Source organism: Xanthomonas albilineans, from assembly GCF_009931595.1.
In the GTDB taxonomy this organism is placed as follows: Bacteria; Pseudomonadota; Gammaproteobacteria; order Xanthomonadales; family Xanthomonadaceae; genus Xanthomonas_A; species Xanthomonas_A albilineans.
Genome location: NZ_CP046570.1, coordinates 2,173,754 through 2,193,827, shown reverse-complemented (window position 1 = coordinate 2,193,827; position 20,074 = coordinate 2,173,754). Strand labels below are relative to the sequence as shown.

The 20,074-nt window shown below is 62.1% G+C and carries 17 protein-coding genes and 1 pseudogene; 3 read left to right on the top strand and 15 right to left on the bottom strand.

The genetic code is table 11. The features are described from left to right. Positions 1 to 5 precede the first annotated feature (5 nt). Entirely contained in the window at positions 6 to 710 is a 705-nt protein-coding gene (locus XaFJ1_RS09225) for an isoprenoid biosynthesis enzyme family protein (RefSeq protein ID WP_012916404.1), read from the top strand. Positions 711 to 811: 101 nt separating this feature from the next. On the opposite strand, the gene XaFJ1_RS09220 is transcribed toward XaFJ1_RS09225, so the two are convergent. The 6 genes from XaFJ1_RS09220 to yidD all read right to left on the bottom strand — a co-directional run bounded on the left by XaFJ1_RS09220 (position 812) and on the right by yidD (position 6,861). After that, the gene (locus tag XaFJ1_RS09220) at positions 812 to 2,509 is read right to left on the bottom strand and encodes a glycoside hydrolase family 28 protein (RefSeq protein ID WP_045756909.1); all 1,698 of its coding nucleotides are present in this window, start codon (positions 2,507 to 2,509) and stop codon (positions 812 to 814) included. Positions 2,510 to 2,520: 11 nt separating this feature from the next. Continuing rightward, a complete protein-coding gene (locus tag XaFJ1_RS09215; protein WP_012916402.1) occupies positions 2,521 to 3,789 on the bottom strand; it encodes a putative acyl-CoA thioester hydrolase in 1,269 nt (422 codons plus the stop codon). A gap of 66 nt (positions 3,790 to 3,855) precedes the next feature. Next, positions 3,856 to 4,071, bottom strand: coding sequence for a hypothetical protein (locus tag XaFJ1_RS09210; protein WP_155393674.1), 216 nt, complete (start codon positions 4,069 to 4,071; stop codon positions 3,856 to 3,858). A 317-nt stretch (positions 4,072 to 4,388) separates the two neighbouring features. Continuing rightward, positions 4,389 to 5,195: a M23 family metallopeptidase gene (locus XaFJ1_RS09205; RefSeq protein ID WP_012916401.1), complete on the bottom strand. Its 807-nt coding sequence runs from the start codon at positions 5,193 to 5,195 to the stop codon at positions 4,389 to 4,391. Positions 5,196 to 5,254: 59 nt separating this feature from the next. After that, the gene (locus tag XaFJ1_RS09200; RefSeq protein ID WP_012916400.1) at positions 5,255 to 6,589 is read right to left on the bottom strand and encodes a dihydroorotase; all 1,335 of its coding nucleotides are present in this window, start codon (positions 6,587 to 6,589) and stop codon (positions 5,255 to 5,257) included. Beyond that, positions 6,589 to 6,861 carry a membrane protein insertion efficiency factor YidD gene (yidD, locus tag XaFJ1_RS09195; RefSeq protein WP_080929717.1) on the bottom strand — a complete coding sequence of 91 codons (273 nt, stop codon included), beginning with the start codon at positions 6,859 to 6,861 and terminating at the stop codon, positions 6,589 to 6,591. The genes XaFJ1_RS09200 and yidD overlap by 1 nt, the downstream gene beginning before the upstream one ends. Before the next feature lie 114 nt (positions 6,862 to 6,975). Here yidD and dksA point away from each other — a divergent pair, with 114 nt between their 5' ends. Further along, positions 6,976 to 8,115: an RNA polymerase-binding protein DksA gene (gene dksA, locus XaFJ1_RS09190; RefSeq protein WP_080929716.1), complete on the top strand. Its 1,140-nt coding sequence runs from the start codon at positions 6,976 to 6,978 to the stop codon at positions 8,113 to 8,115. A 297-nt stretch (positions 8,116 to 8,412) separates the two neighbouring features. On the opposite strand, the gene XaFJ1_RS09185 is transcribed toward dksA, so the two are convergent. The 7 genes and pseudogenes from XaFJ1_RS09185 to XaFJ1_RS09155 form a co-directional block, all read right to left on the bottom strand. After that, a complete protein-coding gene (locus XaFJ1_RS09185; protein WP_012916397.1) occupies positions 8,413 to 9,087 on the bottom strand; it encodes a hypothetical protein in 675 nt (224 codons plus the stop codon). A gap of 74 nt (positions 9,088 to 9,161) precedes the next feature. Continuing rightward, on the bottom strand, positions 9,162 to 9,968 hold the full coding sequence (locus tag XaFJ1_RS09180) for a hypothetical protein (RefSeq protein ID WP_161525170.1): 807 nt from the start codon (positions 9,966 to 9,968) through the stop codon (positions 9,162 to 9,164). Between the two features lie 116 nt (positions 9,969 to 10,084). Beyond that, complete coding sequence (locus tag XaFJ1_RS09175; RefSeq protein WP_230596762.1) at positions 10,085 to 11,743, bottom strand: outer membrane protein assembly factor BamB family protein; 1,659 nt, start codon at positions 11,741 to 11,743, stop codon at positions 10,085 to 10,087. A 47-nt stretch (positions 11,744 to 11,790) separates the two neighbouring features. After that, the gene (locus tag XaFJ1_RS09170; protein WP_012916394.1) at positions 11,791 to 12,690 is read right to left on the bottom strand and encodes a dienelactone hydrolase family protein; all 900 of its coding nucleotides are present in this window, start codon (positions 12,688 to 12,690) and stop codon (positions 11,791 to 11,793) included. A 31-nt stretch (positions 12,691 to 12,721) separates the two neighbouring features. Further along, the gene (locus XaFJ1_RS09165) at positions 12,722 to 13,297 is read right to left on the bottom strand and encodes a 2OG-Fe(II) oxygenase (protein WP_012916393.1); all 576 of its coding nucleotides are present in this window, start codon (positions 13,295 to 13,297) and stop codon (positions 12,722 to 12,724) included. Positions 13,298 to 13,357: 60 nt separating this feature from the next. Next, positions 13,358 to 15,546: pseudogene (locus tag XaFJ1_RS16530) on the bottom strand (peptidase domain-containing ABC transporter). After that, entirely contained in the window at positions 15,543 to 16,817 is a 1,275-nt protein-coding gene (locus tag XaFJ1_RS09155) for a beta-barrel domain-containing protein (RefSeq protein WP_012916390.1), read from the bottom strand. The pseudogene XaFJ1_RS16530 and the gene XaFJ1_RS09155 overlap by 4 nt, the downstream one beginning before the upstream one ends. A gap of 436 nt (positions 16,818 to 17,253) precedes the next feature. Here XaFJ1_RS09155 and XaFJ1_RS09150 point away from each other — a divergent pair, with 436 nt between their 5' ends. Continuing rightward, positions 17,254 to 18,363, top strand: coding sequence for an alpha/beta hydrolase (locus XaFJ1_RS09150; protein ID WP_012916389.1), 1,110 nt, complete (start codon positions 17,254 to 17,256; stop codon positions 18,361 to 18,363). Positions 18,364 to 18,385: 22 nt separating this feature from the next. On the opposite strand, the gene XaFJ1_RS09145 is transcribed toward XaFJ1_RS09150, so the two are convergent. Next, positions 18,386 to 19,633, bottom strand: coding sequence for an MFS transporter (locus XaFJ1_RS09145; RefSeq protein ID WP_012916388.1), 1,248 nt, complete (start codon positions 19,631 to 19,633; stop codon positions 18,386 to 18,388). After that, complete coding sequence (locus XaFJ1_RS09140) at positions 19,630 to 20,070, bottom strand: SufE family protein (RefSeq protein WP_045756907.1); 441 nt, start codon at positions 20,068 to 20,070, stop codon at positions 19,630 to 19,632. Before XaFJ1_RS09140 ends, XaFJ1_RS09145 begins: the two co-directional genes overlap by 4 nt. Between the last annotated feature and the right edge of the window lie 4 nt (positions 20,071 to 20,074).

Here is a 20,074-nt window from a genome sequence, read left to right as displayed (position 1 = left end):
ATCGCATGAGCAGCTCGTCAGCACTGGAGGCTTTTCTCGACAAATGGCACCGCCGTTGGCCGGAATGGGCCGTGGCCGAGACCTTTGTGCCTGCCCCTCAGCGCGCCCGCACCGTGGCCTGGTTCGCCTTGCTGCAGGAGTTCGACGACATCCTCAACATCGCGGGCGATCCGCTGCCAGCCGATGCCAAGCTGGCATGGTGGGGAGAAGAATTACGCAGTTGGGCCGGACGGCGCTCGCGGCATCCGTTGGGGCGGGTTCTGGAACCGGTCGATGCGCCTTGGGCGCAGTTAGCCGATGCGCTGCTGACCTTGCCGGATTCGCGCGCCGCCGCTGCCGATGTGGCGCATGCGCTGGAACGCCTGCAACCGTTCGCCCAGGCAGTGGTTGCGGTCGAGCGTGTACTGTTCGATGCCGTCACCGATGGCGCCGCCGGCCCTGTCGCGGCCCAGGTGCTGGCGCAGCGGTTGGCCGAGGCCGGCACTGCCGCGTTGCCGTTGTCGCTGCGCAGTGGCGAGGAGGCGCAAGCGCAACAGCGCTGGGCGCAGGCCATCTTGCAGGGCTGGCCGCAGCGCGTGCAGGGTGCGCGGCCACGGCGCATCGTTTCGACGTTGGCGCGGGCACGGCTTGCACAGCGTGCACGCCTTAGACGTTCCTCGCCGAGCGCGATGTCCATACTATGGCGTGCCTGGTGGGCGGGTCTGGGATGAGGGTGGAACCCAGCGCATCCGCCGGGGCCATATCGAAAACGCAGCGCTGGCATGATGGCTCCAGCGCTGCGGGGTGACGAGAGCGGTGCGAGTTGGATCGATCAGATCGGCGAATCGGGCAACACGCTGCTGTAGGTGACGAAAGCGTTGCTGCAGTCCAATGGCGTGCCTTGTCCAGGTGTGCCATTCAACTGCACGTCGTACTGATTGGAGGGCGATAGCAAACTGGCGAAGCTGACCGGCCCGCCGGTAAAACTGAAGTGAGTGGCCGCCGGATTGGCGTTCGGTCCACCATTGTGCGGGAAGGCGAAGGAGACATTGCCGCCGTCGATTACGACATTATCCAGGGAAATCGTGATTGGATAGGACAAATTTTTCCCCATGTAGCCGTAAAAACTCAATTGACCAGCGCCTAAATTGCTCAAGCCCAGCGAGTGCACGTTGTGCAAGGTGATTCCATTGAGGCGCGGATAAGATGCGTTTTTGGCGCTGCTCGCCGGCTTGCTATAGAATGCGTCGAACACTAGTGGGTGTGCCACGCTGCGCATGCAGACATTCTCGAACAGTACATCGGAAACCTGTCCGCCACGGGTGCTGTCGGATTTGATCCGTAGTCCATTACCAGACGTACTGTCTTTGTTTGGATTAAAGGAATTTAATCCGTCGATGCTCAGGTTGCGCACCACGATATTGTTCATGCCGGAGTCGGTCTCGCTACCCAGCGACATGCCATGGCCATAATAAAAATGGTTATTGACGAAGGCCATATATGTTGACGGAATGCTCGATGTGTCAGTGGCATGAGCTTTGATGGCGACGTGGTCGTCGCCGGTGCTGATATAGGAATATGCCAATAGGACATTCCTGGACTGGCCTGGATCGAAGCCATCGGTGTTTTTGACGTTTTCCGGAGTGAAGCAAGTGGCGGGCGTTTGCATATCCGGCGTGGTGCCGGCTGGGCAGTTATAGCCTGGCTGTGTGTAGACAAGGCTCGGGCTGAGGATCTTCAGGCCCCAGGCGGTCATGCCTGTCACATTGTTGGTGAGCACGTGAAAATTCGGCGAGTTCTCCAGGGTTAACCGATACATGACGATATTGCTGCTGTTATCGATTTGTAGCAGACGCGGAGCGTGCTGGATGAGTCCCTGGCTCACGGTCTGATAGGCCACATCCCACCAACTACGCTTGCCCGCGTTTGGGCCTGCGGTCAGGACGCTGCCGCCACGCCCGTCGATCTTGCCGTCGCCGACGATGCCGTTGCCACTGAGCGAGTTGCCGTAAATGAGTGGTTTGCAGGTTTTGGTTTTGTCGCTATTTGCGGTGCCACAACTCCCTACGCCGGTATCGTAATCTTGTGGATTGCGCGAAGCGAATAAGGTGACGCCCTCGTCGATCCATAGGGTCACCCCGCTCTTGAGGGTCAGCGGGCCGGTAAGGAAGCCGGATTCGCCATAGCTTCCCTGTGCCAGTTTCACCGCACTGCCGACGGGGCAGTCGTTGATGGCATCCTGGATGCGCAACGTATCCGGTGCCGAGTAGGTAGGGTCCGCATCGATGCTATCCAGCGAGCCATTGAGCGGTTGCAGCGTTGCGTTTAATGTCGTGCAGACGTTCGACGGAAGTTTTGGTTCGTCGATAGTTCCCCAGGCGGTCACGATAGAGCTTGTATTGTCTTGGTCATGGTATGTTTTTTTTCGTATTGGATGCTCATGGAGTGAAGTCGCACCGGCATGGAGTGATAAGAATGCGAGGAGTGGTAAGCCGTATACAGGCAAGGAGGATGAAGTTGTAGTCGTCATTATTGATTTTCTCAGGAAGAAAGATGGGCAGCATATGTATCGGCTTGCTGATTGGAACGGCCGCCACCGCGATTCGATCGATACCCGTGGGGGTGATGGAAATCGGCACTGCCTGGGCCGCTGTTGGAATATTCGTAGAAACGGTTTGCGGAATAGGTGCAGCTTTCACTGCAATAAGGGCGTTTGGCAGTAGAGTTGCTCCATGGCGCGTCTTTGCGTATATGTGCGCCGAGTATCGAATTGCGGATTGTCAATTGTCCATTGGGTGATTTGCCATTGACATAGTTGGGAAGATTGGGGGTGCTCTGGTCCCAGGCGCGGCCAAGATAAATAGTGTTGCCGACGGCATCACCGACGACGTCGAAGATGCTGTCGATGACAAGAAAACCGTATGGGTTGCCGGGATGGGTGCTTGGAGCGAATAGATAGGCTTTGCCGCTGCCGTTCAAACGTCTGGCATCATAGCGGATAATGCTGTGGTAAAAGACTGCGATACCTGCGCCGAAGATGAAGTCGGTGTCGCCTTGTACCACGCTGTCCTTGAAGTATGTGCGTTTCACCAATGTTGTGTCGACGGGGCCGACCAGCAGAGTGTCCTGATTGCCCAGTACCGCGATTTTTTCGAAAACCGCCTTGTCGCCGCGTACGGCCAGGGCGACCGCCGATTGGTTGGTGCCTGGGTAGGTCCCCTCCACATAATCGTTGGCGAAGGTCAGATTGCGCGCCTGGAATGCGTCAGCGCTTACTGTGAATGTGGCGCTACCGAAAGTACCAATGACGGCCGCATCGGCATTGCTAGCGCATGGAGTGGTGGGGGTACCGACTGGTTTTGGCGTCAGATTGGCATTGTTGAAGGTGATTAGCGTGTTGCTGGGGGTTTGGCCCATGCCGAACAGCGTGATCGGCGGCGCCGTTTCAGGGATGCATACCACTTCTCTGTAGACCCCTGGTTCGATGCCGATGTAGCGGCGCATTGTGCCTCCGTCCGCCACTGCCTTGTCCACCGCTGCCTGAACACTGGCGAATGGTGCGGAGCCGTCGGCAGCGACGTGATAGCTGGGGCTCAGCAGTGCCACGCCCGCGCTTGGGTTCCAATTGTCGGTGACCATCGAACCGATCTTGCCGGCTCGGGCAAGGTAGGTGGAGGCCGTATAGTTCTTCGCATCGGCGTTGCTTAATTGTGGTCTGTCGGCAGTGCCTATCAACTTTTGTGCATTGCAAGCGAGGGGCTGAAAAAGCGCCAGTAATGCATAGGCGTACAGCCAAGTTGGAAGTCGCATATGGATTTTCTCTTTCAAGAAGATGGATTTTTTCTCAAAGGGGGTGCAGGGGGTATGTCGAAATTTTTATGCGGATTTCCATTGCGCATAATGATAGGTTCGGTTTTGTATTTCCGATGATTTTTTATAAAAAAATATGGGAATATAGATGGTGAAATTTCGGGGGGTTGCCGTGTCGCGGTCAATAATTCGGATAGATTGCTCGCAGTAATCTTGCTGGTTGCTGAGTGCGGCTGTGTTGATGGTTGTGTCGCCGCGAGCTTTGTCATTGGCATGTGTCATGCGTATTCCATTCATGCAAGAATGCTTGCATCGTATTGTTATTATTGGAATGGAGATATTTTTAATATTGTGCTGGCTCGATCAGTGGGGGATTATGCTGTCGCCAGTATGATCAATGGTGTGAGTCCGATTACAAGCGAAGACTCGTAGCATGTTGATGCATGTACGCCAGTTGGCGTGCTGTGTCGTACGTCGCCGCTTTATCGACGTCGGTGTCTCGTGCCGGCATCTGTGCCCATCGAATTGCATCGATGCGCTGGCTTGCTGTCATCTTGGATGACGAATCCGCTGCTGTGTCGCCATGAATGTGGGGGCCGTCAATGTGACTTCGTGCGTTCAAGTACCAGCAGCGGGTCGATACGGACATCGAACCAGTTCATTCCCCAATGCAGATGCGGTCCGGTCACGAGTCCGGTGGCGCCGGTCGCGCCGATTATCTGGCCTTGAACGATCCGGTCGCCGACTTTCACGTCGATCCGCGATAGATGCAGGAAGTTGGAGCTGACGCCGTAGCCGTGATCGAGCAGTATGGTGCCTCCGGTCAGGTACATATCCGGTGCGGCGAAGGTGATCACACCGGCCGCTGGTGCTTTGACGGGGGTGCCAGTGGGCACGGCGATATCCATGCCGGAATGGCCGGCGCCGGGTTGACCGTTATAGACGCGGGCATTGCCGAAGCGGCCACTGATCCGGCCTTGTACTGGCCAGATGAAGGGCGCGGCGAAGTCGGTACGCGGATCATCGCGGTTGCGCGCGGCGCTGACCTGGGCCTGTTCGCGCTTGATTCGCTCAGAGATTGCCGCGGGCGGGTTGACGGTCTTTGGTGGAACGCCGTTGACGTATTCCAGCGGCCAGTCGCGCGCTGTCACTGCGATCTCGATTGTCTCGCTGGTGCCGCCGGCAGGTTGCACCACGATCCGCAGCGGCCCGCGTTCGTCGCGGCCGATACCGAACACCACGCTGCCGTCGTCGCTGACACGTAGCGTTCTTCCGGCGTATTTGACTTGGCTGCCGGGCGGCACCTTGCCGATCACCAGCGCGCCTTGCGATGCGCTATGCGGGAATACGCTGCGTGTTTCGGTGCCGATGGCCGCTGCTGGCTGCGCCCATAATGGAAGGGCCATCGCAGCAACCAGCAGGCCGAACGCCCACCATGCGCGGCTCTGCAAGATGCAGCGGGACATCAGCGGTCGAAGATCAGACGTTGCCCGTTCGGATGGCCGACCAAGCGCTTTCCATCCCAGGCCAACTCGCCGTTGACCCAGGTCGTGGCGATCTTCGAACGGAAGCGGCGGCCCTCGAATGGCGACCAGCCGCATTTGGATAGTACATCCTCGCGCCGCACGGTGAAGGTGTTGTCGTCGATCAGGACTAGGTCGGCGTGGTAACCCTCGCGCAGGAAACCGCGTTCGTGCACGTCGAACAGTAGCGCAGGCGCGTGCGCGAACTTGTGCACCACCTGTGCCGCGCTGAGCTGGCCTTCATGGACCAGTTCCAGCGCCGCGACCAGCGCGTACTGCACCAGCGGCAACCCCGATGGTGCCTGTGCATACGGCTTGTTCTTTTCTTCCAAGGTATGCGGGGCGTGATCGGTGGCGAGCACGTCGATCACATCCTCGGTCAGTGCGCGGATCAGCGCCTCACGGTCGCTGGCGTCCTTGATCGACGGATTGCACTTGATCAGGTTGCCGAGCGTGGCGTAGTCGGCGCGGTCGAAGCGCAGGAAGTGGATACAGGTCTCGGCGGTGATGCGCTTGCCCTGGATCGGGCCGGGCGCGAACAGCGCCAGTTCGTCTGCAGTGGAAATGTGCAGCACGTGTAGGCGGGTGCCATGCTTCTTTGCCAGCGATACCGCTAGCTGCGAGGATTTCAGGCAGGCCTCGCGCGAGCGGATGTCCGCATGCATCTGCGCGGTCAGCGCTTCGCCATATTGCTGCTTGAACGTGGTCAAGGTTGCATCGATGGTCGGGGTGTCCTCGCAGTGGGTGATGATCGGCGTCGGCGCGTCGCGGAAGATCGCATCCAGCGTGCGCGGATCGTCCACCAGCATGTTGCCGGTGGAGGCGCCCATGAACACTTTGATGCCAGGCGCAGTCTTCGGATCCAGCGTTTGTATCGCGGCCAGATTGTCGTTGCTGGCGCCCAGGTAGAAGCCGTAGTTGCCCCAAGCGCGGCCGCGCGCGGCGTCGTACTTGGCCTGTAAGGCGGCCGCGTCCAGGGTCGGCGGATTGGTATTGGGCATGTCCATGAAGCTGGTCAGGCCGCCGGCCACCGCGGCCGCCGATTCGCTGGCGATGTCGCCCTTGTGGGTCAGGCCGGGTTCGCGGAAATGCACCTGATCGTCAATCATGCCGGGTAGCAGCCAGCGCCCCTTGGCATCGACCACCCTCTCGCCCTCGCGTGCGCCCAGTTGCGAGGCGATCGCGGCGATGCGGCCGTCAGCGATGCGCAGGTCGCCCTGGGTTTCATGGCCTTCGTTGACCAGGCGCGCGTTGACGATGAGTGTGGAAGCGGACATCAGGATTTTCCTCGGCAGCGGCAGGTTGTGGGAGTGGTGGGGTCTGGCACCGGATCGAACCCGCCGGGATGGAAGGGATGGCAGCGACTGACGCGGCAAACGGCCATCCAGCCGCCACGCAGCGCACCATAACGGGCGATAGCGGTCATTGCGTAGGCCGAGCAACTGGGCACGAAACGGCAGCGCGGCCCCAGCAGCGGACTGATGAAGTGCTTGTACAAGCGCAGCAGGACAATGAGGGCGCGGGCGATCACGCCATCATGATATGCCACCTGCTGGACTAGGCGGTGTTGGTCGGCGTATACGCTGCGTTGTTGCCGCTAAGGGTAGGGTAGGCTATAAAGGCCCGCTTTCCCGGGCCCCGGGAAGAATCAAGGAAGCGTTTCGTGGCTGCTAAAAAACCTGCAAAGAAGGCCGTTAAGGCCGTCAAAAAGCCCGCCAAGCCTGTCGCCAAGAAAGCGACGGGGGGCGTGGCTGCTGCCAAGCCGTCGAAAAAAACGTCGGCCAAGCCAGTGGCAAAGGCAGCGCCTGCGAAGCAGCCCGCCAGCAAACCAGCGGTCAAAAAAACGGCGGGCAAGCCTGCCGTGGTGGCCGCCAAATCCGCAGCCGTCAAGAAAACGCCGGCAAAGCCGGCGACAAAATCGGTCAAACCTGTTGCCAAGTCTGGCGGCAAGTCTGCGCCTGTCCCCAAGCCGGTAGTGAAGTCGGCGGCGAAGCCTGTTGCCAAGACGGTTGCGCCTGTCGCCAAATCCCAACCAGCCGTCAAATCCAAACCGGTCGCCGCGCCTGCGCCGTCCACCTCCGTACCGACGCCGGCATCCAAGCCGGCTGCGGCCAAGCCTGTCCAGGCCAAGTCTGTCGCGCCTGCCCCGGTACCGGCTCCCAAGCCCGTCGCTGCCGCGCCCGTCACGTCTTCGGCCCCGCCACAAAAGAATCCTGTGTCCGTTTCGAAATCTTCCGCGAAAACCCCCACCAAATCCGAACCCGCCCCGAAGCCGCCGGTGACCAGACCCACTGGTAAGGTCGCTGTGGCCGTGACCGCGAATAAGTCCAACGCACCGGCCAAGCCAGCCAAGTACAAAGTGGTCGAATACAAGACCGACGAGGCGACCGGTCGCCCGATCCTGCCCAAAGGCTACAAACCGACGGCGGACGAGGAATACATGAATGCGTTGCAGCAGGAATACTTCCGTCAACGCCTGCTCAGCTGGCGCGCCGATCTGGTGGAGGAATCCAAGCAAACCATCGAGAACCTACGCGACGAGGTCCGCGACATCGGCGACGAAGCCGAGCGTGCAACCCGCGAAACCGAGAACTCGCTGGAACTGCGTACACGCGACCGTTACCGCAAGCTGATCGGCAAGATCGACAGCACGATCAAGCGCCTGGATGCGGGCGATTACGGCTACTGCGTGGACACGGGCGAGGAAATTGGCCTGGAACGCTTGGAAGCGCGCCTGACCGCCGAGCGCACGATCGACGCGCAGGAACGCTGGGAGCATTTGCAGAAGCAGCAGGGCGACTGATCCCCGCCTCTTCTGCGTCGCCAGGGCCCCGCTCGTGCGGGGCCTTGCGTTTTCTGGTGGATCGTGCCGATCCGGCGGGGGCGCCTGCCGCCAAACGGTGCGATCCGCTGATGCAGCGGCGGGCAAGGTGACGCGTGGCGATGACGTCTGCGCCACGCACTGTCGCTGTGTCTGCTGCCATTCGCTGTGGCGCGTGCGCATGTTTCGCCGGTGATGCCGATGCTGTCTGTGCTGTCGGGGTCTCGCGCTGCGCTGCCAAGCATGCCCCGTACCACGGCGCAGGGACGACGTCGAGATTCAACGTACCCCGTTGATCAGGCCGCTTTTGGGATCCTTGAGCAAATTTAAGTTGAACATGCCGAAGTTGTACAGGTCGTCCTTGTTGGCTGCGATGTCTAACCCGACGATGGCCGAGGTGTCCGGATCCACCTCCAAGCTCAGTGGCATGGCCGAGAACTGGATATAGTCGCGGCTGGCGTTCCATTGCGGACTGCCACCGATCGCCTGGAGGATGCGATCGACATGAGTGCCGACTGGCTTGCCGAGCAGATCGAAAGGCAAGGGAACGCTCAGACAGACGAAGATATCGACATTGATGACACGGTCGTTGCGGAAGCTTACGGTTAGGCTAGTGAACCCGAGCATCTGGAGCGGAAGAGGATGTTGCGCCAATCGTGCTTTGAAATCGCGCGGGTACAGGTACATCACGCGGAGCGTGTCCGGATGCTTGGCATCGCTGCGGGTGGCGTCCGGCTGGCCGAGCGCGGCGAGAACCTCGTCCTTGCGCATGCCAAGCGCGACCGGGCCGATGTGTCTGCATGGAGCGGGCAGGATGGCCGCGTTGGGCGAGGCGGCGAAGGCCTGGTGCAGGGCGTGCGTGCAGGCAGCGCCGTCGGTGCCGGTGGCGTGGGCCTGCCTGACGGCCATGCTGAAGGCGAGCAGGCCGAGCAACGAAATGAAGCGGTGGTGCATGGGATAGCTCCGGGAGTCGATTGTGCGTGGGCAAGGCTGGGAGTTTTCCCGGCCTTGCCACAGGTTGAATTGAATTAGTGCGTTATGGGCTTCCAGCCTTCTCTTTTGCCGTAAGCATTTATGAACGCGTTCTGCTGATCGCTGTTCAATGTCCCCCAGTGATCGGACGGGTTCAGGCCCGAACCGTTGGTGATATCGGTGATCATTTGCGATGTATTGTTTTCGCCCGGTGGTGACCAGGTGGTGATGAGCTGGCTTAGCGTGGCGTTGCCGCCCATATTATTGTTGAGGCGGTTCATGTTGGCCATTGCAGCATCCCGTCCAGCCTGAGGATTGGAGAAGATCGCGAAGCCGCCATCGTTGCCGATCGAACCATGGTTGTCCGCGAAGGTGCCCGAGCGGATGTTGAGCGGATTGTTGTCGCGCGTCGGGTGCGCGCCCCAGATTTCGTTCGTAGAGCCATCTGCCGCTGTATAGGTTACCGTGGGGCCCCTGATGGTTTTGATGACAGAGGCGGACGTGCCGGGTTTGTCGCTGGTGCCGGCCCCGCTGGTGTCTTGAGCACCGTCAGCGCCTTCACCACCTTCACCACCTTCACCGCCTTCACCACCTTCACCACCTTCACCACCTTCACCACCTTCACCACCGCCTTCGGCGATTTCCGAGTCGAGTTGCGCGTCGAGCGCGCTGGTTGAGGTGATATGCGAAGCGGCGGACTTGTGTAGCGCCATCTGGTGATGATGATGGGTCTTGGCCTTGGCGTGATGCGTTTTATTGTGCGCCTTGGCGTGGTGGATCGAGCTGGACAATGGGTGGGTGCCCATGGATTTACGTGTGCCGCCTGCGACCATATCGATTTCGATGATATCGAGCGTTCTCATGTTGATCCTTTTTATCCTTTGACATGTATGCGGGGAAGGCCGTCCCCGCTTCGGTTGATCCGGCGCGTGCAGCCCAGTGCTGGACGCGCGAACCAATCCCGGACACGCGTCGTGCGTCAGGGTGCAGGGAGGGCCGGGAGGGCGTCTTGGTTCTGCATGCCGCTCAGGCGCTCGAACGCATAAAGATGATTCATGTAGGTGGACACGTAGATACGCTGGCCGTCCGGTGAGACGGCGACGCCGTTGGTGACCGCGTCCGGCAGTTGCAGCATGCCCACGGTCTCGAGCGTGTCGATGTCGATCTCGACGACGCGGCCGCCGTTGCTGCCGACGATCACGCGGTTGCCGATGCGCTTGGGCGAGGCGTATACCCGCGAGCGCAGGTTGATCTTCTTGATCAGTTGCATCGTGTCAATGTCGATCACATACAGGTGGCGATCGCCCGATCCGCAAAACAGCTTGTTTCCTGCAAATAGTGGTGTGGTGTAGCAAATTTCCTCGGTTTGCCACTCGCCGCGCTTCTCGCCGCTTGCCACGTCCAGGAGATAGATCGACTTGTCGAACGAGGCGAAAGCGGTCAACCGGCGTTGTTCGTCCACGGCGGGTGCGTATTTCACCGAGCGTCTGGTCTTGAAACGCCAGGCGATGTGTCCGGTTCTTGCATCGAGGGCGAGGGTCTCGTGATCCGCGCTTCCCCAGATCACCAGGTCGCCCCCCTCCCAATAGCCCGGCGAGCCGTGTTGCAGCTTTTGTACCTGGTGTTCCCAGACCTTTTCGCCGGTGTCCATGGTGTAGGCGGCGAGACTGCCTTGTGCCCAGGGGCGGACGTATTCGATTCCGACGTACATCAGATTGTGCCTTGGCACCAGCAGCGGGGAGGCACCGACCCAGTCGCCGTCCGGATGGGTCCAGATCTCCTCGCCATTGGCTGCGTCCAGGCAATAGACGGTGCCGTTGTAGGCGCCGAAGTACAGGCGCCCATCGTGGTAGGCCGGGCACGACCAGATGCCCTTCTTGGTGTACGCCGCGCCGGTCACCGGGTATTCCCAGAGCAGTCCACCGGTCTCGGCCGAGAATGCTTGCATTTTGGCTGCGTCGCAGCCGCGGAAAATCCTGTCGCCGACCAGGAGCGGTGCGGATTTAGGGACCACGTGGTAGGCGAAACCGCCCGGTGTCGCCGTCCGCCACAGCTCTCGATACACCTGGGTGGGATGCGGGGTCTGCTGTTCTTGCGGTAGCTTGAAGTCCTTGAGTGTGAACAGCGATTGCACGATGATCCCGTGCGCGTTGCGCCACTGCATGCCGGCCTTGGACAGGAAGTCGACCACCACGAACATCTCCTTGAGCATGTGCCCAGCCATCGCGATCACTGCGCGGGCCTTCTCTGCGCTGTTGCCCGAATTGAGCGAGTCGTCGACCAGGATGACGGGCAGGTCGAGTACCTCGCCTTCGATGGCATTGCCCATACCGGTCGTCTTGCGATCCTTGCGAATGATGAAACCGTTGATCTGCCGGTGTTGCTTGGGCGCGGTTAACAGCAATGCGGTGAGTAATGGAATTGCGGCCGTCTCCAACCCGCCGAGCTGGAACGGTGGGCGCGCGGAATTGCGCTCCCAGAAGGCCAGGGCGATCTGCTCGAGTGCCCCACGTTGCATGAAGATACGGCGCAGATCGAATAGCCAGCTGTAGGTGCCGCCTTTCTTGGTGATGAGGTGGATGTTCTCGGCACTGGTGTGCAGACCGATGGTCTGGATGAGGTCCCGGAGCGATTGCATGGTCATCGTGTGCCTTGCATGGGAGTGGAATGATGGTGGATGGTGTGTCACTGGGATTCGTTGGTATCTACCGATGCGAGGTAGCGCTCCACGGAAGGTCCCCAAATGGCGGAAGCGCCGTGACCGAAGAAAAGATGGTGTCCGTCTTCGCCATATGCGCCTGGCGTCACCATCACCGCGCGACCGCCGGCTTCGGTGAAGGCGCGATGCAGTGCGGTGACCAATGGGGGACCGAAGAAGCTGTCGTTGGCCGTGTAGATCCAGAGCATCGGCGTGCTCGCGCTCTTGCCGAACGTGGCCGCTGCTTTGATCAGTTTGTCCGGATGGCAGTTGCTGTTCGGAAGGTTGTGGAAGTGGCCGCCACGGCCACCGGCCATGTTGACGAACGCGCTGACATTGGGGTGTGGCAGGCTGTTGTAGGCCAGGGTGCCCCAGCCGCCGGCCGACTGCCCGACCACGATAGCGCCGTTCGGGCTGTTGCCGGGGAGGGCGGTCACGAACGCCACGATGGTCTTGAGCTGGCGCGCGGTTTCCAGTCCGGCCTTGACGTAGTCGGCGCGCTCGCAGCCCTCGTAACCCTCACTCCAGGGACCGCCGGTCGCGCCGTAGCCCAGACGCAGTACCAGGGCGACGGCATAGTGCCGGTGCAAGAACCAGCGCGCCGATTCGCCGTCGCAGGTTTCCAGGGTCATGCCGGGCCGGTCGGCGGCATTTGCCGGCGAGCCGTGCGCGATCACCACCACGCGCGGGCGGTGGACGCCCACGGGATGGCAGAGGCGGCCTTGCAAGATCCAGGGGTGTCCGTCGGGATCGGCGATGGGAATGTGCAGTTGTTCGCCGAGGTTGGCATGTCCGCCGCCGAGCCCGGTTGCCGAGGCGGCCCAGGGCGTTGCGCCGCAGAGCAGCAGCGCTGTTGTGGCCAGCATGTTGTGCAGGGAGAGGATCATGATGCGTGCTCCTGTTGCGGTTGCGGCGGCGTCAGCGGCGCAGACGCCGCATGTGGAAGGTGATGGTCGAGCACAGCGTTGGGCACTCACGCGTGGGAGCGCGCGAGGCGCGGACGACGGTGCCGTCGAATAGCACCAGTCGGCCGGGACGCGGACGGATGGAAATGCATTCGCGGGCGTTGTCGTAGAACACGGTTTCGCCGGCCCAATCGTCTTTCCATTCGGCACTGGTGTAGAGCAGGGCGACGCGTTCCTGGTCCGATGGCTTGGCGTAGTAGTGGGCCGTCCCCTCCTGTCCATGCGTGTGGCCGGTGGCGTAGGCGCGAACCAAGCCGTAGTCCTGCGCCAGATCTTCCTTGATCTGCATCCATATCTCGTGCAGCGGTTCCAGTCCCGGCGTCGCGGCTAGCACATCGTCGTGAATGGCGCGCTCGTGCGGCTTGCGACTGCCACAAAGGTGGAGGTGCCAGGATGGCGCGGTTTGTCCGAGTAGCCCTGGATAGATGCCGTAGGACCAGCCGCCGCGACCGCGTATCAGCGCCGTCAGATGCTGTACTTCGACGAAATTGTTGACGATCTGGAGGGATGACGCTTCCGGCGCTGACACGATGGTGACCTCACGATGGAAGAAGGGGGTGGGAAACGACGCGGTTGCGCCGGCAGTGGACTAGGACGTGGCAGGAATGTGAGTCGTCTGTGCGGACGGCTGGCGTGTGCTCAGTGCTCCCTCGAACAGTTCGATGACGCGATCGGCGTGGGCGATCGTCTCGGGTCGGTGGGCGATGACGATGCGGGTGATGTTCAGCGCCTTGATCGCCTGGTTGAGCTTGCGTTCCAGGGCGACATCGAGATGGCTGGTGGCCTCGTCTAGCACCAGGATCTGTTGGTACCGGTACAGCGCGCGGGCCAGGAACAAGCGCTGTTGCTGGCCGCCGGATAGCGAAGATCCCATGTCGCCCACCAGGCTGTGATAGCCCATCGGCATGGCCATAATGTCCTCGTGTATGCCGGCCAGGCGCGCCGCGTCCTCGATTTGCGCAGGCGTGGCGAGCGCGTCGAACAGGCTGATGTTCTCGGCGATCGAGCCGCTGAACAGGTGGTCGTCTTGCATCACGCTGGCGGTCATCGCGCGATAGCGCGATTTGCCGAGCCGGCGCAGATCGATGCCGCCGATCTCGATGGTGCCCTGCTGCGGATCGAGCAGACCAAGCAGCAGCCGGACCAGCGTGCTCTTGCCGCAGCCCGATGGACCGACGATGGCGACCGATTCCCCCGGATGCACCGCGAAACTGCAATCGCGCAGGATCCACGGTTCACCCTCGGCGTAGCGGAAGCTGACCTTGTGGAGGGCGACGCCAGGTTCCGGCAGCGGGCCGGCATGCGCGCTGATGGCGTGCGCTTCGGGGGGTGTCAGCACGATATCAGCTAGCCGCTCGGCTTGCAGGCGCAGCATGCGCAGTTCGATCGCATAGTCGACCAGACTGGCGACGCGGCTACTGAATTGGTCACCGTAGGCGACGAAGGCGGTCAGCATGCCGACGGTGAACTGGCCTTTCAGCCCCAGCCACGCGCCAAGCCACAGCACGCCCAGACGCTGCGCGCCGGTCGCCAAGTTCTGCAGCGCGGTGAACAGCATGTCCAGGCGCTGTACGGCGATCGAGGTGTTGAGCGTGTCCGTTGCTGCGTTGAGATAGCGCGCGGTCTGCTCCGCTTCCTGATTGTGGAGGCGGATCGTCTGCACGCCGCGTACCGCTTCCAGAAATCGGCTGTGCTGCCTGGCGGTGACGGTGATCTGACTGAGGTTGGCCTCGCGGTAGATACGGAAGTACAGCACTCGCAGCGCCGCGTAGAGCGCCACCGCACCGAGCACGATGACCGACAGCAGTGGGCTGTAGAGGCGAACAGCACGACCAGGGTGATGCTGGCCAGCAGGCCATCGAGCAGGATTTCGACGAAGCGGGTGGTCAGGGTCTGCTGGATCGTGTCGATCGCGCCGAAGCGCGAGACGATGTCGCCGAGATGGCGTGCGCCGAAGTAGGATTGCGGCAGGCGCATCAGGTGCTGGAACACGTTGCCGGTCCAGCCGAGGTTGAAGTGCGTGCTGAGCCACATCACGGTCCAACTGCGCAGGGCCGACACCAGCGTCTCGAGCACGATCAGCAGGGCGAAGCTCAAGCCGAGGAAGGTCAGCAGGTCGTGGTCGCCATCGGCGATGACCTGATCCACCACGAGTTGCATGAACAGCGGTGCGAGCAGGGCGAATATCTCCAGCACCAGCGCCAGGCCGAAGATCTGCGTCAGCCCACGGCCGAGGCCGCGAACCGAGCCGGCGAGCGCGCGCAACGAGATAGGGGGTGTCTCGCGCTGGCGTTGGAAGCTGGGTCCTTTGGAGAATTCGATGGCGACGCCGGTGAAATGTCGACCGATCTCGACCAGGCTCAGGCTGCGCACGCCCACTGCCGGATCGTGCACGACCGCCTTGTGCTTGCCGACGCTGCGCAGCACGACGAAGTGGTCCAGGTCCCAGTGCAGCACGCAGGGCGTCGGCAGTTGGCCGAGCTCTTCCATGTCCAGGCGCAGTGGCCGGCATTGCAGTCCGAGTACGTGTGCGACCTCGATCAGGCGTCGCGCGGTCATGCCCTTCAGCGACAGGCTGAAGCGCCGCCGTAGTGCGGGCAGATCGGTGTGGTGACCATGGTAGCCGGCGATCATGGCGATGCAGGCCAGTCCGCACTCGGCTGTTTCCGATTGCAACACATTCGGCAAGCTGCGCGCCTGCCAGAACCGCAGTCGCCCGCTGCGGTCCTCGCGCAGATCGGAGGTTTCCGGCGGATGCTCGATTGGTGACGTGCTCATGCGCCGCCGCTCCAGCGGCGACCGATGCCGTACAGGGGCTCGAAGATCCATTCGACGATTCGCCGGCGATCCAGCAACATGTCCGCGTCCAGCGCCATGCCAGGGCGTAACGGCTCCTTGTGCCCGTATGCCTGCACGGATTGGTCCGCCAACTCCACCTGTGCCAGGTAGAGCGGATCCGAGGACGCAGACGTGCCGCCACCCAGCAGCACCGTGACCTCGCCAGGAGTCAGTGCACTGCGCGAGACGCTGCGGACCACGCCATGCTGCAGGCCGAACTTCTGGTATGGGAACGCCTGGTAGTGCAGGGTGACTTCAGTACCAATATGCACAAAGCCGACTGCATGGCTGGGAACCAGAATCTGCGCTTGCAGGGATGAGCCGTCCGGTACGATGGCGAGCAAGGGCTGACCCAGTGCGACCGAGGCGCCGGCCTTGACCAGGAGCGAGGAAATGGTGCCGCTGGCCGGCGCGCGGAGTTCACTGGCGCGTGTAGCTTCGTTCTGCGCCAGCGTCTGCTCGACCTGGGCGAGTTGCCGGCGCAGTTCGTTGAGTTTGGCCGACACCGATAATGGGAGTTGCGCGAGTTGATCGTTGAGGACACTCAGTTGCTGTCGCGTGCTGCTACGCTGTTGTTGCAGCGATCGCAATTGGGATTCGTCGGCGAGCAGCGCCGATTGTTCCTGTTCGACCTGGATGGCGGGGATGTAACCGCCGGCGACCAGGCCGGACCATTTGTTCACCAGTTCCTGGACGAGCGCCATCTGCTTCTTTTCGATGGTGATTTGCGCATCGATCTGTGTGAGCTGTTCTTTCAGCGCTGTCTGCTGCATGCGGTTGTCCTCGGCCTGCTTGTTTTGCAGTTCGACGGCGTCGCCCATGTCCTGGCGCAGGCTGCTAGCTTGCCGTTGCAGTTGTGTGCTGATGCTCGCCGAGGTGTTGCCGAGCGCTTTGCTGGTGTGTTCGCCGGACAGCGAGACCAGGCTCTGCCCTGCCTCTACGCGTTCGCCTTCGGTGATATCGACGTGATCGACCACGCCGAGCGTATTGGCGGTCAGGCTGATGAGGCCGGCGCGTGGCACCAGCAGGCCGGTCACGTGGACGCGCTGTGTGTAGTGACCGAAGCACAACCACACCAGGATGGCAGTGACAATGCCGAGCGCGACGAGGGTCCAGACCTGGGTGGAGAGCGGGGTTGCCAGTCTTACAGTGCCTAGCCATGCCTGACTGGGGGCGTCCGACACATCGCGTCGGAAAAGCGAATGTTCCATTTCGACGTCGTCCATTCAAATGTCGCACGGGAAACTCCACATGCGATGACACTGTTGCCTTGCATCCAAGGCGCCGCTACTTTCTATCGTATCAGGATCGCATAGTGATGGTTTCGTCAGCCTTTCCCATTTGGCATGGTGATTCTTTTGTCTACAAATCGCGCCATGGGTGTGGGTGGGTATGCAGACATACCCCTGTGGAGAGGGGGGTGCACATGACCTTGCGAAAATCAGTGCCTCGGCGCACGGGCATGGTGGATGCCAGATGCGATGCGGCATGCGCTGCCCACGTCGTACATGCCCTTGTCATGCCGGTACCGCATGCTGAGCGGATGGCGGCATCGCCATGTGATCGTTACGCGTTCATGCTATCCAATGGTCGTTTCTGTTTGATCGTCATCGTGATGGTTGGTGTGCAGTGGGGAAGTTGAAGTCAATGCGTGATGCCTTCGGACGCGCCACGGCGCGGCAGCAACCGCGCCGCCTTGGCAAATGGCGCTGGCTGTTGTCCAGCGTGCTATTGCTGCTGGCGATTGTTGCGCTGGGCCCGCGGGTCAGTGTGGTCTTGCCCCAGGTTGTGGCACCGGCGGTGCCGCAGGATCCGCTTGTGCTGCAGGCGTGGATCGATGCGCGCGAACGCGCCACGCCAGGGCTGCGTCCGGACAATCAGGCGCGCATCGTCTGGGCCGACCCGGCGCATCCGGGGCGGCGTGGCTGTGCGATGGTCTATCTGCATGGTTTCACCGCCAGCCAAGGCGAAGGGGCGCCCACGCATGTGCGTCTGGCGCGCAGCTTTGGTTGCAATCTATATCTGCCGCGGCTGCCGGGGCATGGGCTGGTTGCGGCCGATGCGTTGCGTGGTGTCGATGCCGGTGGCCTGCTCGTCGGGGCCGCCGAGGCGCTGGCGGTGACGCGGGTGCTGGGCGAGCGGGTGGTAGTGATCGGCAATTCGATGGGGGGCGCCCTGGCGGTGCAAGCGGTGGCCGCGAATCCGCGCCAAGTGCAGGCCTTGGTGCTGTGGTCGCCGTTGGTGCGCGAACGCGACGCGCAATTGCAACCGATGCTGTGGCCATGGGGAGCACAGGTGTTGGTGTGGATGCGCAACGGCGGCGATCCGATCCTGCGCCATCCGGTCGAGAACGCGTACTGGGCCGATGCGACGCATCTGGATGGCTATCGCGCGCTGGCCGCGCTCACCCGCGGCGGCATGCAGCCGGCGACCTACGCCCGGATCCACGTGCCGGTGTTCCTGGGGTATTACTACCGCGACGCGCAACGCCAGGACAAGGCAGTTTCGGTAGCGGCCATGCAGGCGATGTTCAAACAGTTGGGGACGCCGCCTGCGCTGCGCCAGGCGGTGAATTTTCCGACGGCGGACGACCATGTGCTGGCTTCGCCGATCCGTTCCAGAGCGGTGTCGGCGGTGTTCGTGGCGACGTGTCGGTTTCTGGTCACTCGGGGAGGGTTGGTGCAAGCGCACGGTGTGCCCGATTGCGCACATGCGTGGAGCCAGTACATTGCGCAGCCATCTTCCGTCGCGCGTTGAGCGCGGCGGCGCACGCGATGGGCTACTGCAGGTCGCGCAGATCCAACCTGCGCAGCTTCGGCGCCTTCCAGGCGGTGATGCCGACCACGCCCAGGGTGATGCAGCCTCCCAGGACCACCGCCGGCACCAAGTGGATCAGCCGGGCCATGACTCCGTCGTAGAAGGCGCCAAGCTCGTTTGACGAACCGATGAAAATGCCACTGATCGACGACACCCGGCCACGCATCGCATCTGGCGTGACCAGTTGCAGGATGGTCGAGCGCACGATCACTGAAACCCCATCGCACATGCCGTAGACCAGCAGGATCGCGGCCGACAGCCAGAAGTGCCGCGACAAGCCGAAGGCGATGGTGCATAGGCCAAAGCCGGCCACTGCCAGCAGCAGCACGCGTCCGGCATTGCGCTGCAATGGATGCCGCGCCAGCCACACGCCGATCAGGATTGAGCCCAGCGCTGGCGCGCCGCGCAGGATGCCCAGGCCGGTGGGGCCATGGTGCAGAATGTCGTGGATGAAGGCCGGCAGCATCGACACCGCGCCGCCCAGCAGGACCGAGAACATGTCCAGGGCCATTGCGCCGAGCATGATCTGATTGGAAAACACGAATTGCGCGCCTTCGGCGATGCTGCGGAAGATCGGTGCGCGTGGGCCGTCATGGATCGGCTCGGCGACGCGCAACAACCACAGCGCCAGCAGTGACAGGGTGGCCGCGCCCATGGCGGTGCCGTAGGCCAGGCTTTTGCCGCCCCAGCCGACCAGCACGCCACCCAGCGCCGGCCCGATCACCATGCCGGCCTGGAACGCGACGCTGCCGACCCCGGCGCCGCGCGCATACGCTGCGCGCGGCAGCGCATGCGCGAACAACGCGTTGTAGACCGGTGTCAGGAACGCGCGCGCTGCGCCGGTCAGCGCGATCGCCGCGTAGATCGGCCACACCCCGTGCATGGGCAGCCAGTCGCGGCTCACGGCGGTCAGCACGCCGGCGGTGGCGATCAGGCCCAGGCAGGAGAGCATGCCCAGCCGGCGTCGCGGCAGGTGATCAACCAGATAGCCGGCGAACGGGGCTATGCAGAAGAACGGCAGAATTTCGGCCAACCCGATCAGCCCCAGCGAGAACGTATTATGGGTGATCTCGTAGATGTGCCAGCCGACTGTGACGGCGACGATCTGGTAGGACAGCATGGTGCAGATGCGATAGGCCAGCACCAGGGCAAAGCCGGGATGCGCCAGCAGGGTGCGCAGCGTATGCGGCGTGGGCAGCGATGCGCTCATGTCTGTTGCGCGCGGGCGGTGTCCTGGATGAAGGCCAGCAGGGCGGCCAGGCCGTTGCTGCGGGTCGGCGAGAGATGCTTGCCCAGGCCGATGGCGGCGACGAAGTCCGGCGTCGTGGCCAGGATGTCGGCGGCGCTGCGTCCGGAGTAAATCCGCAGTACCAGGTAGATCAGCCCGGAGACGATGGCCGAATCGCTGATGGCATGGAACACCAAGCGTTGGGTATTGCCTTCGGGCACGATCCACACCATCGACTGGCAGCCGTGCAGGCGATGTTCTTCGGTCTTCCATACCTCGGGAAAGGCGGGCAACTTGCGCCCCAGGTCGATGAGGTATTGGTAACGCTCGGACCAGTCGCCGAAGAAACCGAATTCCTCGGCGATGGCGGCCTGGGCGGCGGCGGGTGTGGGTTCGAGCGGGAAGTCGGTGTCGGTCACGGGT